Raw genomic sequence first — 17,024 nt, 5'->3', positions numbered from 1 at the left:
TTTTGTCATATTAACACCTCCACTTATTGATGACTCTATTATTATATATTGAGATGTTTTTTACTGTTAGGTGTATGCTATTTGACGCTTACGATAATAGTAACGATTGCAAATGTACCAAAACCATAACTGCCACGGTTCATCATTACACTGCCAGGATTAATAATATACTTATTTTCAATAATAGTATACGCAGGTACATGAGTATGCCCATGAAATGTAATATCAATATGCTTTTTTTTCATAAATACCAGTAACTCCTCATTGCCATAATAAATATTAAATTTATTACCATGAGTAATTAAACAACGATATTTCCCGACATTAAAAATAAGATTCGTTTTAAATGTTCCTGGTCGATCATGATTGCCATTAACAGTAAGATATTTTTTTAATAGTGGATCATCGTTTTTTAATGATGAATCGCCACAATGAATATAGTGATCCATATCAGGATATTTGTCAGTTATATTTTTTAAAAGATGGTTTTGTAGATGGGTATCACTAAGAACTAAAAGTCGTATAATCATCACTTCCTCTATTATAAAAAAACATGTGTTATGATATCTTATTATATCTTTTATATATTAAAAAATTGTGAATTTAAGAGTGAAATTTAGATTTAAACTTAAATAATGATATTGAAAAAGCAAAAAAAAGATTTAAGAAAGTGTTTACATCTAACAACATTCGTTGTAAAATTAAAACAGGTAGAAAAAAGGAGGGTACAGTATATGAAAACTATTTTATTAGTATGTTCAGCTGGGATGTCTACTAGCTTATTAGTAACAAAAATGGAAAGTGCTGCTAAAGAAGCTGGTGTTGAATGTAAAATTTTTGCATTGCCTTTCTCTGATGCACCAAGAGTATTGGAAGAAGTTGACTGCATCTTACTTGGACCTCAAGTTAGATTCCAAAAAGCTGCTATTGAAAAACTTGCTGCTGGGCGTAAAGCGGGTCCTATTCCTGTAGATGTTATCGATATGAGAGATTATGGAACGATGAATGGTAAAGCTGTTTTTGAAACTGCAATGAAAATGATTGGTTAATAGAAAAGCTTGTCTAAACAGATAAAACGGGCGTTTTTTATAATGCCCTTTTTATATGAATTGAAATAAAGGAGAGAAAATTATGAAAACAAGAATTATGTTAATATGTGCAGCTGGGATGTCTACTAGCTTATTAGTAACAAAAATGGAAAAGGCCGCTAAAGAAGCTGGTGATGATGTTGAAATTTTTGCTTTACCTTTAAGTGAAGGGGGAAAAATGATAAATACTGTTGATTGTGTTTTACTTGGACCCCAAGTTAGATATGCTAAAAGTGAAGTTGAAAAACTTATAGAAGAAGCAGGAAAAGATATACCGCTTGATGTAATTGAAATGAAAGATTATGGAATGATGAATGGTAAAGCTGTTTACGAATTTGCTAAAAAATTACTTAACAAATAATTAATTACATAGACTGCCAGGCAGTCTTTTTTAATAATTAAAGAGTCGAAAAATTATTTAATTTAGCTCTTTTTTGTTGGATATGATTATGCTATAATAACCTAAATAATTAGGAGGTTATTATATGCAAAAGGGGATTATTACAGTTGTAGGTAAAGATCAAGTTGGAATTATTGCTAAAGTATGTACTTATTTAGCTAAAAAACAAGTAAATATTTTAGATATTTCACAAACTATTATTCAAGGATATTTCAATATGATGATGATTGTGGAATTAAGTTCAATAACTGATGAATTTGGTACTATCTGTGAAGAATTAGATAAATTAGGAAATGAAATTGGCGTTAATATAAAATTACAGCATGAAGATATTTTTAATAAAATGCATCGTATTTAAGGAGAAGTTATAGATGATTAATTTATTTGAAGTAGCAGAAACAAATAAAATGATTGAACAAGAAAATCTTGATGTAAGAACGATTACTTTAGGTATCAGTTTATTGGATTGTATGGATCATGATATTGATGTTTTATGTGAAAATATTTATAAAAAAATTACTACTGTAGCAAAAGATTTAGTATCGACTGGAAAACAAATTGAGATGAAATATGGAATTCCGATCGTCAATAAAAGAATATCTGTAACACCAATTGGTTTTGTTGGTTCTAACGCATGCAAGAGTACTGCTGATTTTGTTAAAATCGCAAAAACATTAGATAAGTGTGCGCATGAAACTGGGGTAAACTTTATTGGTGGTTATAGTGCTATCGTATCTAAAGGAATGACTAAAGCTGAAGAATTATTAATTAGATCTATTCCGGAAGCAATGAAAGTAACTAATAATGTTTGTAGTTCTGTTAATGTTGGTTCTACGAAGACGGGAATCAATATGGATGCTGTTAAATTAATGGGTGAAATCATTAAAGATACCGCGATACTAACTAAAGAAGACGATTCTATTGGTTGTGCTAAACTAGTTGTTTTATGCAATGCACCTGATGACAATCCATTTATGGCTGGAGCATTTCATGGTGTAAGTGAAGCTGATGCCGTTATTAACGTCGGTGTAAGTGGCCCTGGTGTAGTTAAAACCGCAATTGAAAATGCTAAAGGTAAAGATTTTGGTGAACTATGTGAAATCATTAAAAAAACAGCTTTCAAAATTACTCGGGTCGGCCAGTTAGTAGCTTTAGAAGCATCTGAAAGATTAAATATTCCATTTGGAATCATTGATTTATCATTGGCACCAACTCCAGCAATCGGTGATAGTATTGCTGATTGTCTTGAGGGTATGGGCTTAGACAGTGTTGGGGCTCCAGGAACAACTGCAGCACTTGCAATCTTAAATGATCAAGTAAAAAAAGGAGGCGTTATGGCTTCTTCATATGTTGGTGGATTAAGTGGGGCTTTTATCCCAGTCAGTGAAGACCAGGGAATGATCAATGCTGTCAATAGAGGAGCTTTAACACTTGAAAAATTAGAAGCTATGACATGTGTATGCTCAGTAGGTCTTGATATGATCGCTATTCCTGGAAGTGTTGAAGCAACTACTATTTCTGGAATAATAGCCGATGAAATGGCAATTGGAATGATCAATCAAAAAACAACGGCTGTTAGAATTATTCCCGTGATTGGAAAAGAAGTTGGCGAAGTTGTTGAATTCGGTGGATTGCTAGGTTATGCGCCTATCATGCCAGTAAATAATTTTGGATGTAGTGAATTTATTAATCGTGGGGGAAGAATTCCTGCTCCGATTCACAGTTTTAAAAATTAAAAGACGAATTTTCGTCTTTTTAATTATTTAGAAAGGATAATATAAGTATGAATGATTTAATAATATTTTTCCCATTATACAAAAATGATGATATAAAAGAATGTTTTAAAATATATGATGAGATTATTAAAAATAATAATTTAGAAAATGCTAACTATTTTGTTTCATTACTGATCAAATTAGCTGAAAAGTATAATTTATATGGTGATTTGTTCAACAGTCTATTAACACACTTATTAATTAATAATGAAAATTCATTTACTTTAGCATTAGAAAGAAAAGCCGCTATTGCTGATAATCTAAAAAATATTGTTATCAATGATTTCAAAGTTATTTTTGAAATGTTTAATACTGACTTTAGTTCATTGTCGCCTTTACAACAAGATCTTATTACTAACTTTACACCATCAAGACCCGTAATCAATCAAGAATTATTTGAAATCTCAAGATCATTGCAAAATAATTTATCTAATTGTAAAGATGTAGAACAATTTTATAATATTTTAGAAAAATTCTTTTTAACTTATGGTGTTGGAAAATTTGGATTAAATAAAGCATTTCGTTATGAAAATCATCAAATTAGCCCTATAATACATATAGGTAATGGACGTTTGGATCAATTAATAGGATACGAAAGTCAAAAACTAAAACTCACTCAAAACACTGAAGCTTTTTTAGCTGGTAAAAAAGCTAATAATGTTCTACTCTATGGTGATAGCGGAACTGGTAAATCCAGCAGCATTAAAGCACTATTAAACGAATATTATAAAGATGGTCTAAGAATGATTGAAATTTATAAACACCAGTTTAAATATTTACCAAGTATCATCCAAGAACTACAATCACGTAACTATAAATTTGTTCTATTCATGGATGATTTATCATTCGAAGAATTTGAAATAGAATATAAATATCTAAAAGCGGTTATTGAAGGCGGGTTAGAGAAAAAGCCTGATAATATATTGATTTATGCTACTAGCAATCGTCGCCATTTAGTCAAACAAACATGGAGTGATCGTCAAGATCAGGATGAAGTTAATGTAAATGATGCTAAACAGGAAAAAACATCATTAAGTTCAAGATTTGGAATAAAAATACTATATACTCATCCAAATCGTCAAGATTACCTAGAAATCGTAGACGGTTTAGCAAAACAATATAATCTACAAATGCCTCAAGAGGAATTACATCAAAAAGCTTTAACTTGGGAAATTCGTTACGGTGGATTTTCAGGGAGAACAGCTAAACAATTTATTAATGCAATGTTAGGAAATAGATAGGGAGAAATATGCAAAAATTATTATTAAGTGATTATCAAAAAATCAAACCATATTTAGATGATGCTGATTATGAAGGTTATAATTCAAATTTTGTAACAATGATGATGTGGGATCATGAATATGAAATTTATTATGAAATCAAAGATCATTTTATGATCATGTTACATACTTACATGAATGAAAAGTTTTTTGCTATGCCATTTTGTAAGCCAGAATATTATCATGAAGCGCTTGAATATATGATAAAATATGCAAAAGATTATAATTTTTCTTTTAAAATTGATCTAGCAGTAGAAAAATCAAAACAATTGATTCAAGATCTGTATGGAGACAAATTTTTATATCTCCATAATGATGATTTTGATGATTATATTTATAGTAAAGCTTCATTAGAAACACTTTCAGGTAAAAAAATGCAAAAAAGGCGCAATCATTTTAATGCTTTTCTTAAAGAGAATCCTAATTATGTATATAAAGAGATTGAAGATGAAGATATTGATAATGTACTTCAATGTTTAAAAAAATGGGATTTTTCAAAGCATATTGAGGAAAGTGTTATTTCAGAATATATTGGAATCGTATATTTATTAGTTCATCGTCATGAATTGAATATTAAAACTGGATGTATCTATATTGATAATAAATTAGAAGCTTTTATTATTGCTTCACCACTAAAACATAATACTATTCAAATCCATGTCGAAAAAGCTAACAAAGATATTCGCGGACTCTATGTAGCAATAGGTAAATTTTTCTTAGAAAAAAACTACGATGGATATGAATTTGTAAATCGTGAAGAAGATATGGGCTTAGAGTCACTACGAAAAGCAAAGCAAATGCTTCATCCTATCAAAATGATAAAAAAATATACTATCGTTTTGAATGAACAATCAATTGTTCAAGCTGATAATAATGATTTATATGGTATTATTGATCTATGGCGTAATAGTTTTAAAGATGAGGATGAAATGTCTACAAATTTCTATTTTATAAATCGCTATCAAAAAGAAAATACTTATCTTTTAAAAAATGATCATCATATTGCTTCCATGTTACAAATTGTTCCTTATACTATTTTTTTAGAAAATAAAGAAGAGTCAGTGTATTTTATTTTAGGAGTAGCGACTGATAAAAACTATCAAAGGCAGGGGATGATGAAAAAACTGATGAATCATGTTTTAGGATTACCTAAATATCAAAATGCTAAAATAATGTTACAAGCATATCATCCTGAATTATATTATCAATTTGGATTTAATGAAGATTATTTTCATAAAATCACAAAAGTTGATATTCGATCATATTCATCTCCATCTAAACTTAAAGTAATTGAGATTTACAATTATAATAAGTTAGTGAATTTATATAATTGTTTTTGTGAAAATTTTAATGGATATCGTAAAAGAGATATCGAATATTACGAGAATTATTTAATTCCACGTTGTATTGCTTTTAAAGAAGAAATCAAAGTATTCTATCATGATACCAAAGCAGTGGGATATGTTATCTACAGTGAAGATGCAACAACAATTAAAATTTCTGAAATCATATATTTGAATCAAAATGAATTAAATGAAATACTTAATTATTTTGGTAATTTCAATAAAGAAATAATTGTTGAAAGTGATTTACAGGCCAAAATCAATGGTGAATGCACATTTATTTGTACAATGTTAACAAATTTCTTAAAAAATAATTGTCAAGATAATAATTTTTATATAAATGAGTGCTTATAAATATTGACTATACCTTTAATGCATTATAAAATGTAATGGAATTCAAGGAGGTCAGCAATAAATGTTTTTACAAGATCGACAATTGCATGAAGAATGTGGAGTTTTTGCAGTATGTGGCTATGAACATGCTGCAGCGATGTGCTACTATGGCTTACACAGTTTACAACATCGTGGACAGGAAGCAGCTGGAATCGTAGTAAAAGATCACGAAGCTTTATCGATTCAAAAAGGTGAAGGTTTGGTTTCTGAAGTTTTTGATCAAGAAAAAATTAATAAGATGAAAGGTGATTATGCAATCGGACATGTTCGCTATTCTACTGCTGGAGGTGGCGGAATTGCTAATGTCCAGCCATTATTATTTAGAACTTTAAATGGTTCTTTGGGAATTGCTCATAATGGTAATATTGTTAATGCTAATGTTTTAAAGGCTGAATTAGAAAAAAAGGGGAGTATTTTCTCTAGTACATCAGATACTGAAATCTTGGGTCATTTAATTATGCGTGAAGAAGGGCATATGATTGACCGTATCTGTAAATCATTAAATCGTTTAGATGGTGCTTTTGCATTTTTGATTTTAATTGAAAATGCTCTTTATGTTGCTCGTGATAAATATGGATTAAGACCATTATCTATTGGTCAATTGCCTAATGGTGCTTATATTTTTTCATCGGAAACATGTGCTTTTGAAGTTGTTGGAGCTAAATTTGTTCGTGATTTAGAGCCTGGTGAAATTGTTAGAGTGAAAAATAACGAGTTAAAATCTAAATTATATACTGAAGATGTAACAGATAAAATATGTGCGATGGAATATATTTATTTTTCACGTCCTGATAGTAATTTAGATGGTATCAATGTACATACAACAAGAAAATTAGCTGGTAAACAATTATATAAAGAAGCTCCTGTAGATGCTGATTTAGTAATTGGAGTTCCTGATTCTTCAATATCTGCTGCTATTGGTTATTCTGAAGCTTCAGGTATTCCTTATGAAATGGGTTTAATAAAAAATAAATATGTAGGAAGAACTTTTATCCAGCCAACTCAGGAAATGCGAGAACAGGGAGTAAGAATGAAACTTTCTGCTGTTTCATCAATTGTATGTGGTAAAAGAGTAATCATGATCGATGACTCAATTGTCCGTGGGACTACTTCAAAACGCATTGTTCGTTTATTAAAAGAAGCTGGTGCTAAAGAAGTTCATGTAAGAATTGCTTCACCAGCAATTAAATGGCCATGTTTTTACGGTGTTGATATGTCAACGATGGATGAATTGATTTCTAATAAATTATCAGTTGAAGAATTATGTACGTATATTGAAGCTGATTCATTAGCTTTTATTAGTGAAGAAGGAATTGATAAATCAATTCATTATAATAAAGAAAAACATAAATGTGGTCTATGTTTAGCTTGCTTTAATGGAGATTATATTACTAAATTATATGATTCTTTTGAAACAGATAAGCTAAAAAAAGGAAAGTTATAATTTTCATACTTAATACTTATAAAGGATTGGATATTATCATCCAATCCTTTTATTTTCTATCTTAAATAAAATAATAATATATTCAACTTCGCATAATTAATATTATGTAAATTTTATTTAAAATAAATCTAGTATTTAATAATTTATGCTTTCGTTATTATTCGTCAAAAACCTTTATATAATAACACTTTATGGCGAATTATTTATTATAATCATTAAACACACTTTATAATTTAATAAATTTATTATCAAATTATAAAGTGTATCTTTTAATTACATTTATGTAACAATATAATTGTTTTTGTCGATCGATGAAAGGAGTTAAACCATGAAAAAAGATACAATATATATTTTAGAAGAAGATATAAGATTAGCATCTATCTTAAGTACAAAACTATTATCAACAAATAAATATCATATTTTAGAAGTTAGTAATAATGCTTTAAATTGTATTAGTTATTTATCACATAATAGTTGTGATCTATTAATAATTGACTTGATGCTTTCTAAAATTGATGGTATAAGTGTTTTACAAAAATTAAAGCAATTAAATGAAACAGCATATAAAAAAGTAATTTGTATGACAAGTTTTAATAATCCAATTATATCTAAATTATTAAATGATTTAGAGGTCACATATTGTATAAAATCACCTATAGACATTGATTCTTTTCTTTCAACAATTGATTCAATTATAAATGTAGATGATAAAATAATTAATCTTTCTAAAACTTCTAAAAAATATGAAATGATTAAATTAGAAAATGAAATTAGTATAATTCTAAAAAAGACAGGTATTTCTGTTAATCTTAATGGTTACTTGTATTTACGAACAGCTATTATCTTAGTATATAATAATATTGAATATTTTACTCAGATAACAAAAAAACTATATCCCGATATTGCTCGCCAGTACAGCACAACAGCTTCAAGAGTTGAAAAGTCTATCCGTCATGCCATTAAGACTGCCTGGAATCAAGATGATGGTAAAAAAATTAATGATATCTTGAAAAGAACAGATCTATTTAAACCTACTAATTCCGAGTTCATTGTTTTAATTGCTGATAATCTTAGAATGAAAAAAGGCTTAAATGAAAGAATATAAAAAGAAGTTAAAAACTTCTTTTTATAATATTAAATTATTAATAAATGCTGCTGTATTAATAATAATAAAAACAAAACCAACAATAAATAAATAAAGATATAATTTTATTTGTTTATTATTTTTATAGTTATTAAACAATGCCAGCATTGCACAAATAATCAATATCATTGCAATAATATAAAAAGCAATAATACTGATAGATGTTTTAGTTAAAAGTCCGGCTGCAAAAATAAATGTTCCGACTGCATAGGCTAAAATTGAAGTGATTATTAAACGTTTACTATTTTCTTCCATAAAAATCTCCATTATATTATTTTATTTAAAATTGAAATTCCGATCGTTGGTAAAGGAACTTCAAAATTATCAGCAATAGTTGCACCAATAACTGCAAAAGAATCCATTTCTTCTAATTGACGTGGTTTTAATAATTCTTTTGAATAAATTATTAACGGCACTTGTTCACGGGTATGATCAGTTCCCTGATACGTTGGATCATTTCCATGATCAGCACTTATCATCAATAAATCATCATGATGCAAATATTTCATCAATTCTTCTAATTGTGTATCAAACTCTTTAATAGCTTTACCATATCCTTCAGGATCACGGCGATGACCGTAAACAGCATCAAAATCAACTAAATTGACAAAACATAAACCCGTAAAATCTGTTTTAGCTAATTCAATCGTTTTTGCCATACCATCATGATTACTTTCTGTTTTTACTTTTTTACTAATTCCCTGATTATCAAAAATATCTGCTATTTTACCAACACCAATCACGTCATAATTATTTTCTTTTAAATTATCTAAAACAGTTTTGCTAGAGGGTGCTAAAGCTAGATCATGGCGGTTAGCGGTACGCTTAAACTCCCCTGCTCTTTTACCTATGTATGGTCTTGCAATTATCCTTCCAACTTTCCAGCGCTCATCCATTGCTAATTCACGAGCAATCTGACAAGCTTCGTACAACTCTTCTAGAGGTATGATTTCCTCATTAGCGGCTATTTGAAAGACCGAATCAGCTGAAGTATAAACGATCCAATCTCCTGTTTTGATTTGATGTTCACCATATTCATCGAGTATAGCTGTACCACTGGCTGCTTTATTACCGACGCATTTACGTCCTGTTTTTTCTTCAAATAACTGAATAAATTCGTCGGGAAAGCCAGTTTCTGTAAAAGTAACAAAAGGCTTTCCTGTCTTTAATCCCATTATTTCCCAATGTCCTGTCATAGTATCTTTACCGTTAGAAATTTCATTTAATGGTAAAGTATAGCCAAGCTGTAGTCTTAAAGGGTTGATTCCTTTAAAATCACCTAGATTACCTAAGCCCAAGCCTTCTAAATTTGGTAAATCTAGACCATTGCAATAATCACAAATATGTTTTAAAGTGTTAGCTCCTTGATCATTAAAAGCAACAGCATCTTTTGCATTACCTATTCCTAGAGAATCACATATAATTAAAAAAATTCGTTTATATTTCATTTTTCCTCCATTTCCAGCATGATTCATGCATTATTTATCTATATCCTTTTTTATTCGGGGATGAAATTGCTGATATTCTTTTTTTATTTTTTGATTTGATATATGAGTGTATATTGTCGTCGTGCTTATATCACTATGTCCTAGCAGTTCTTGAATCGAACGTAAATCAGCCCCATTTTCTAAAAGATGAGTAGCAAAGCTGTGACGAATTGTATGTGGAGATACTTTTTTGTTTACTGATGTCTGTCTAATAATTTGTTTTAAAATAATATAAAACTCTTCGCGACTCATTTTATTACCATGATTATTAAAAAATAATAATGAAGATTCTTTTTTGATAAATTCTTCCCGATAATTATTTAAATAATCACTCAATATTTTTTTTGCAACTGCACCAATGGGAACAATTCTTTCTTTATTCCCTTTTCCAATTACTTTTATATAACCCATATAAATATTCACAGAACTAACATTCAAATTAATTAATTCAGATATTCTTAAGCCCGTAGCATACATTAGTTCTAACATGCAGCGATTACGCGAACTCAAATGATCTTCAACAACGATACTATCTAAAATTTCCTGCATTTCTTGTTCACTTAAAACAACAGGTAATTTTTTATCAATTTTTGGTAAATCAAAATCATTCATAATATTAACATCTATGATCTTATCTTTCACTAAAAAAGCAAAAAACATTCTTAAAGAAACTAACTTTCTCGTTATACTTGTAGAACTGTTTATTTTTGATAATTCTTTTAAATAAAGGCGAATATGTTCTTTAGAAATATTTTCTATTTCATATATTTGATGAATATCATTTAAATAGATAAAAAATTTATTTAAATCATTTAAGTATGCTAAGATAGTATTTTTACTTAATCCCTTTTCAACGATCAAATACTGTCGGTATTCATTTAGACTATCTTTTAATTTCATCAATCTTCACCTCTTATATGACTAATTATATCATGATTAAAATTAAATTTTCCATTGATTTGCTAACTTAAAGTGCATAAACTTTAAAAGCCATTGACAAAGTTACAATGATCAAAATTACAATAACATAATCTAAAATATAATTTATTATCTTTCGGCTATTAAACACTTCTCTAGTAATAAATGTAATCGTAAAACAATTTAATGATAACCTAAGTGAAATTATTGATATTACATACGTTAATAATAATTCAATAAACAATTGTGGTATATATCCTAAAAAAAACATACTAATACTAAAGTCGTTTAAAGTAAAGTAAAAAATAGTTGCGATCGTAAATTGCATTCCTTTAGTAAAAATAATAAAACTATTAAAAAACATTCCTAAAAAACTCGTTGAAATAAACAAAGATAAAAATATGTATATACCAGTAATTGTCATATATATATTATAATTATTAGTTACTTCATTATCTTTATAAAAAAATAAATACTTACAAAAATCAATCAGATTTTCACTACCATAAAAATAATAAATAATTCCAAAAATAATCCCGCAGCTTAATAAAACAACTGAAAAAAGATTAATTAATACTTTTTCATTTTTAAAAATTTTATTTATAATGCCCATAAGTAGTCCTCCGTTTATATAACTTATGAGCAAGATAAATAATTATTCATTTATTTTAAATATTTCTTTTGAATACCTTTATTAGAAACAGCTGATGCCTTAGTTACGATCGGTTTATCAAACTTATTATTAATATTTTCTATAATCGTTTCTAACGCTTCCTTATCATCTTCATTTTTAGAAGTATCAAAAATACTCAGCTGCTCTTTATAATCCTTTTTATTGATGGTATTATTTAAACTAATTCCTAATAAACGTACTGGTCGACCATCATAATGAGCTTCAAAAAGCATCTTAGCAGTAGAAAGAATAGTTTCATAATCATTTACATATGACTTGATAGTTGTTTGTCGATTAACACTTTCAAATCGCGTGTATTTTATTGTAATCGATATCGAATTAGAAATAAGATTTCTTTTTATTGCTCTTGTAGAAACTTGTTTAGCTAATTTTTTTAAAGTATCCCTCAATATGACCTCATCTAAAGTATCATGAGGTAATGTAGTAGAATTGCCTACAGATTTTAATTCGTTTTGTTTAGCATCAACTGTGCGAATATCGATTCCGTTGGCTTTACGATATAATAGTAAAGCATTTTTACCAACGATTTGACGCAATTTATTATAATTATCATAATTAGCAATATCACCGATTGTATTGATTCCAACTTCTTTTAAACGAGGTGTAGTTTTTTTTCCAATTCCAAACATATCCTTAATATCTAAAGGCCACATTAATTCTTTGATATTTGATCGTGTTAAAATCGTAATACCCATTGGTTTTTTCATATCACTAGCCATTTTTGCTAAAAATTTGTTTGGCGAAATGCCAATCGAACATTTAAGATTTAGCTCGTTATAAACTTTATCTTGGATTTCTTTTGCTAACTGCATCGGATGACAATTTCTACTTTGAATAATTTTAGTAACATCAACGTAACATTCATCGATACTAGCAACCTCTAAAATATCACTATATGATGCTATTATATTAAAAAAATCATTAGATAAGCGATGATACAATTCAAAATCTGCTGGTAAAACAATTAGATTTTTACATTTTTGATAAGCCTGAAATAGCGGCATCGCAGAATGGATTCCAAACTTACGAGCTTCATAGGAAGCAGTAGTAATAATACTTCGTTTTGATTTTCCCGAAATAACAAGCGGTTTCCCCTCAAGTTTGGGATTTCTTGATATTTCAGCACTTGCATAAAATGCATTTAAATCAATATGAAAGATTATTTGCATTACACAACCCCTCCTAAATAAAAATCATCTGGACACAAATCATATAACTGATAGTCCCTATGATAATCGATAATAATGTATTATTTTTTAATAAGTGCACTACAATAATAATCGAAATTGCGATTATTTCTGGTAAGCCATGATTTGAATCAAAAAAATTTATATCTTTTAAACAATATACAACTAGCATGGCCATAACGGAATATGGTAATACTTTACCTAAATAATCAATTAAAGCCGGCTTTTTACTTGGATCATTAAAAATAATAAAAGGTAAAGCTCTTGTCAAAATGGTGCCTAGAGCCACAACTATTATTATCATTATATCTCTATTCATATTCATTTTCTAAATCCTTTCTTTTAAATATTAAAGCCCCAATAATTCCAATTAAAGATACGATTACAAAATTATCACTACCAAATATAAGCAAAGAAACAATACTTACAATAAAACCTATTTTTGTTGCTAGATGATTTTGACTGTTTTTTATTTGATCTATTACAATTACTATAAATAATGCTGTCATTGAAAACTCTAATCCCCTACTATCAAAAGTAATAATATTTGAAATGGTAGCTCCAATCAATGACCCGATGATCCAATAGCACTGATCAAAAAGACTAATAAAAAAACTAACATATTTATTTTGCTGATCATCTTTGATCAAAAGTGAAAAAGTCTCATCAGTTAATGAAAAAATCATATATGGCTTTAAAACTTTCATTTTTTCAAATCTATTTAACATTGATAAACCATAGACAATATGTCTAGCATTTACTACTAATGTCATGATAAAGGCATTTAAAAGTGAACTTTTAGCTGTTAATAGAGATATTGTTACAAACTGCATACTGCCAGCATAGATAAAAAAACTCATAATTAAAGCATAATAAGTAGGATAGTCCTTACTTACAAGCAAAGCGCCAAAGGCAAAACCTAATACAAGATATCCCATCATTACCGGAATAGATTCCTTAAAGGCTTCTTTCAATATTTTAAAATTCATATAAATCCTCCAATGACACTATTATACTAAAAAAGTTTATTTATGAAAAGTAAGGTTAAAAAAGATAAATAACAGTCATTTAAAATAAAACCAGGAGCAGAAACTTTTAAGTCTCATCCTCCTGGCATATTTTTGTCATCTAAACTAATGACTTTGGCCCTTAAGGCACCATTGTTATCTTTGTTTTTCCATTTCCAACATCCATTCTATATACAAACCAAAACCTGTCATCGGATTATTTCCAGATACGTGCGTTACACAACCAATAATCTTATCATCTTGAATAATTGGTGAGCCGCTCATTCCTTGAATTATACCATTAGCCTTATCAATAATATTTTGATCTGTTACTTTAAACTCAATTCCTTTTTCTTTAACTGAATCTTGATCATTTAACTTAGTAATTTCAATTTCACATTTTTGGATTTCCTGACCATTTAAAACAGTTAAAAAATATGCTTTTCCTAATTTGATTTCATCCTTGCTGGCTGTATCCATTGCCTTTCTATTAGAAATATCGTAATTATAAGTTCCATAAATACCAAATTGATTATGGCTGTTTATACTACCTATTTCAATATTAGAAATATCAGCAATTTTATTACCAGAGCTGTTAGGAGAAGCTTTTTTAATTCCCGTAACACTACTTTCATAAATATTACCAGATTGCAGTAAACTATTGGTATTTAATTTAGTATCACTCATTGCATGTCCTAATGCGCCAAAGGTATTATCTGCAGGATTATAGAACGTTAAAGTTCCCACACCAGAAATAGCATCTTTTACATATAATCCGGTTGTAAATTCCTGATTTTCTAAAAAAACCTGGAGATTACGATGAAGTCTTTCTTTATTTCTGATAATAGTTAAATCGTAATTACTTTTCTCACTACCACCAGTTTTAATAAATTCACTTAATTCTTCAATCGTAGTTACTTTTTGTCCATCAATTTCAACAATTATATCTCCGACTTTAAAATCTTCTGCTAAAGGGTCATAAATTGTATCAGCAGTTTTAATTTTATATCCACCAGTTATTACAACGCCCTGATAATTTAATTCAATTCCAATTGAATCACCACCAGGAATCAATGATATTGCATATAAAGCAATGGGATTAATTGTAATGGCTAAAATAACAATTAAGGAAAGTATTAGCTTTTTAAAAAGCATAGAAACCTCCTTGTAACAAATGTTACAATCTAGTTTGGTCTCTATGCTAATAATTATTCACTACAAGCTTTTAATTTTTTTGCATGCTCGATTGATTCTTTAGAAATATCTTTTCCAGAAATTAATTTAGCAATTTCATTAATACTTTGATTTTCATCTAATTTAGAAATCTTAACCTCAGTATTATTATTAGTAGCAGTTTTTTCAATCAAATAATGATTTTTAGCAAATGCAGCTACCTGAGCTAAATGGGTTATACATAAAACCTGATGATTTTTAGCAATTAGTTGCATTTTAGCACCAATGCTTTCAGCTACTTTACCACTTACACCAGTATCAGCTTCATCAAATATAATTGTTTCAATAGTACTAGTTGCTAAAGAAAGCGTCTTTATTGCCAGCATGATTCTTGACATTTCACCACCAGAAGCAACTTTGTTTAATGGTTTTAAAGATTGACCAAGGTTAGTTGCAATCAAAAAAGTTATCTCGTCCTGGCCATCTTTTTGCAGTTCTTTTTTTCCAAAAGCAACTTTAAAAATAACTTTATCAAGATATAAAGATTTTAATTGAACCATTACCTGTTCAGTGAACTCTAAAGCCTTTTGTTTACGTAATGTCGTAATCTTGTTAGCATATTCAGTTGCTTTGTTAAAAGTGGTATCTAATTGATTTTTTAATTCATTTAAGTATATCTCTCGATTAGTAAAAGCTTCTATTTTATTTTCCAGCTCTTTTTTAGCTTCAATAATTGCTTCAAGAGATTGGCCATATTTACGTTTTAAACGATTTAGCTTAAATAGAGTATCTTGTATTTCATTTAAACGATATTCATCAAAATCATTACTGTTAAATTCATCTTGTACCTCTTCATCAAGATCAATCAAATTATAATATAAATCATACATCTTTTCATAAATAGCTTGATAAGCAGGCTGTTCACCAAGTGTTTCTAATTCATTTATAGCACTATTTAAAAGTGCTAATACACCTTGACTACCACTGATATAATGGCGATAATTAGTGATTTTTTCATTAGTTTTTTCATAATTTAGTAATGCTTTTTTTTCTTGTTCTAACTCTTCTTCATCGATTGCTGATAGATCAATACTATTAATTTCATCTAGCTGACTTTGATAAAATTCTAACTGCTCATCACTTAGTTCTTCTTCAATTGTTTTTTGGTAAAGTTTTTTTGTTTCTTTATATTCTTGGTAAACATCTAAATATTGTTTTTTTAAAACTGTTAGAGAGTTGCCAATATAATTGTCTAAAATATTTATATGATTATTAGGATCAAATAAACTATGTGTTTCAAATTGAGAATGAATATCAATTAATTCACTCATAATAGATTGTAAAACCATTTTTGAAACATTTCGATAATTTATTTTAATAACTGTTTTATTATCACGATTAAAAGATTTTGATACTACTAGTTTATCATCAAATTCAATTCGATATTCCTTCAATTTATTTAAAACCGAAGAATTATCTTTAATCGTAAAAATTCCTTCGATAAATGACTCATTACAGCCGCTTTTTATAAAGCTGGTTTGGCTGCGATTACCCATCAATTGACCAATTGCATCAATAATAATCGATTTACCAGCACCAGTTTCACCAGTTAAAACCGTCATCTGATCATGAAAAGATACTTCCAAACGATCAATGATTGCAAAATTTTCAATATAGATACTCTCTAACAT

The 17,024-nt window shown here is 28.4% G+C and carries 18 protein-coding genes; 8 read left to right on the top strand and 10 right to left on the bottom strand.

Annotated features, from left to right (window positions below):
* Positions 1-77: 77 nt before the first annotated feature.
* Positions 78-530: a metallophosphoesterase family protein gene (locus tag BR82_RS15060; RefSeq protein ID WP_051592726.1), complete on the bottom strand. Its 453-nt coding sequence runs from the start codon at positions 528-530 to the stop codon at positions 78-80.
* Between the two features lie 204 nt (positions 531-734).
* Here BR82_RS15060 and BR82_RS0103185 point away from each other — a divergent pair, with 204 nt between their 5' ends.
* The 8 genes from BR82_RS0103185 to BR82_RS0103150 all read left to right on the top strand — a co-directional run bounded on the left by BR82_RS0103185 (position 735) and on the right by BR82_RS0103150 (position 8,828).
* Positions 735-1,049, top strand: a complete 315-nt coding sequence (locus BR82_RS0103185) for a PTS sugar transporter subunit IIB (protein WP_027088993.1) — start codon at positions 735-737, stop codon at positions 1,047-1,049.
* 82 nt (positions 1,050-1,131) lie between these two features.
* Positions 1,132-1,449: a PTS sugar transporter subunit IIB gene (locus BR82_RS0103180; RefSeq protein ID WP_027088992.1), complete on the top strand. Its 318-nt coding sequence runs from the start codon at positions 1,132-1,134 to the stop codon at positions 1,447-1,449.
* Positions 1,450-1,573: 124 nt separating this feature from the next.
* Positions 1,574-1,846: an ACT domain-containing protein gene (locus tag BR82_RS0103175; protein ID WP_027088991.1), complete on the top strand. Its 273-nt coding sequence runs from the start codon at positions 1,574-1,576 to the stop codon at positions 1,844-1,846.
* 13 nt (positions 1,847-1,859) lie between these two features.
* Positions 1,860-3,224 (top strand): PFL family protein, encoded by a 1,365-nt coding sequence (locus BR82_RS0103170; RefSeq protein ID WP_027088990.1) that lies wholly within the window; start codon positions 1,860-1,862, stop codon positions 3,222-3,224.
* A 47-nt stretch (positions 3,225-3,271) separates the two neighbouring features.
* The gene (locus BR82_RS0103165) at positions 3,272-4,504 is read left to right on the top strand and encodes an ATP-binding protein (protein ID WP_027088989.1); all 1,233 of its coding nucleotides are present in this window, start codon (positions 3,272-3,274) and stop codon (positions 4,502-4,504) included.
* An 8-nt stretch (positions 4,505-4,512) separates the two neighbouring features.
* Positions 4,513-6,240 (top strand): GNAT family N-acetyltransferase, encoded by a 1,728-nt coding sequence (locus tag BR82_RS0103160; RefSeq protein WP_027088988.1) that lies wholly within the window; start codon positions 4,513-4,515, stop codon positions 6,238-6,240.
* 61 nt (positions 6,241-6,301) lie between these two features.
* The gene (gene purF / locus BR82_RS0103155) at positions 6,302-7,723 is read left to right on the top strand and encodes an amidophosphoribosyltransferase (RefSeq protein ID WP_027088987.1); all 1,422 of its coding nucleotides are present in this window, start codon (positions 6,302-6,304) and stop codon (positions 7,721-7,723) included.
* A 328-nt stretch (positions 7,724-8,051) separates the two neighbouring features.
* A complete protein-coding gene (locus BR82_RS0103150) occupies positions 8,052-8,828 on the top strand; it encodes a sporulation initiation factor Spo0A C-terminal domain-containing protein (protein WP_027088986.1) in 777 nt (258 codons plus the stop codon).
* Between the two features lie 21 nt (positions 8,829-8,849).
* On the opposite strand, the gene BR82_RS0103145 is transcribed toward BR82_RS0103150, so the two are convergent.
* The 9 genes from BR82_RS0103145 to recN all read right to left on the bottom strand — a co-directional run bounded on the left by BR82_RS0103145 (position 8,850) and on the right by recN (position 17,024).
* On the bottom strand, positions 8,850-9,122 hold the full coding sequence (locus BR82_RS0103145) for a hypothetical protein (protein WP_027088985.1): 273 nt from the start codon (positions 9,120-9,122) through the stop codon (positions 8,850-8,852).
* A gap of 11 nt (positions 9,123-9,133) precedes the next feature.
* Complete coding sequence (deoB, locus tag BR82_RS0103140; protein WP_027088984.1) at positions 9,134-10,315, bottom strand: phosphopentomutase; 1,182 nt, start codon at positions 10,313-10,315, stop codon at positions 9,134-9,136.
* Between the two features lie 30 nt (positions 10,316-10,345).
* Entirely contained in the window at positions 10,346-11,254 is a 909-nt protein-coding gene (xerD, locus tag BR82_RS0103135; protein ID WP_027088983.1) for a site-specific tyrosine recombinase XerD, read from the bottom strand.
* Positions 11,255-11,321: 67 nt separating this feature from the next.
* Positions 11,322-11,885 (bottom strand): hypothetical protein, encoded by a 564-nt coding sequence (locus tag BR82_RS0103130; RefSeq protein WP_027088982.1) that lies wholly within the window; start codon positions 11,883-11,885, stop codon positions 11,322-11,324.
* Positions 11,886-11,935: 50 nt separating this feature from the next.
* Positions 11,936-13,135: a DNA polymerase IV gene (locus BR82_RS0103125; protein WP_027088981.1), complete on the bottom strand. Its 1,200-nt coding sequence runs from the start codon at positions 13,133-13,135 to the stop codon at positions 11,936-11,938.
* Positions 13,136-13,148: 13 nt separating this feature from the next.
* Positions 13,149-13,478, bottom strand: coding sequence for a branched-chain amino acid transporter permease (locus BR82_RS0103120; RefSeq protein ID WP_034864028.1), 330 nt, complete (start codon positions 13,476-13,478; stop codon positions 13,149-13,151).
* Entirely contained in the window at positions 13,465-14,142 is a 678-nt protein-coding gene (locus BR82_RS0103115) for an AzlC family ABC transporter permease (RefSeq protein WP_027088979.1), read from the bottom strand. Before BR82_RS0103115 ends, BR82_RS0103120 begins: the two co-directional genes overlap by 14 nt.
* Before the next feature lie 174 nt (positions 14,143-14,316).
* On the bottom strand, positions 14,317-15,315 hold the full coding sequence (locus BR82_RS0103110; protein ID WP_027088978.1) for a SpoIVB peptidase S55 domain-containing protein: 999 nt from the start codon (positions 15,313-15,315) through the stop codon (positions 14,317-14,319).
* A gap of 53 nt (positions 15,316-15,368) precedes the next feature.
* Positions 15,369-17,024 (bottom strand): DNA repair protein RecN, encoded by a 1,656-nt coding sequence (gene recN / locus BR82_RS0103105; protein ID WP_027088977.1) that lies wholly within the window; start codon positions 17,022-17,024, stop codon positions 15,369-15,371.

The organism is Thomasclavelia saccharogumia DSM 17460, from assembly GCF_000686665.1.
Taxonomy (GTDB): Bacteria; Bacillota_I; Bacilli_A; order Erysipelotrichales; family Coprobacillaceae; genus Thomasclavelia; species Thomasclavelia saccharogumia.
The sequence above is the reverse complement of the archived record's forward strand: the minus strand, read 5'-3'. Positions and strand labels throughout refer to the sequence as shown.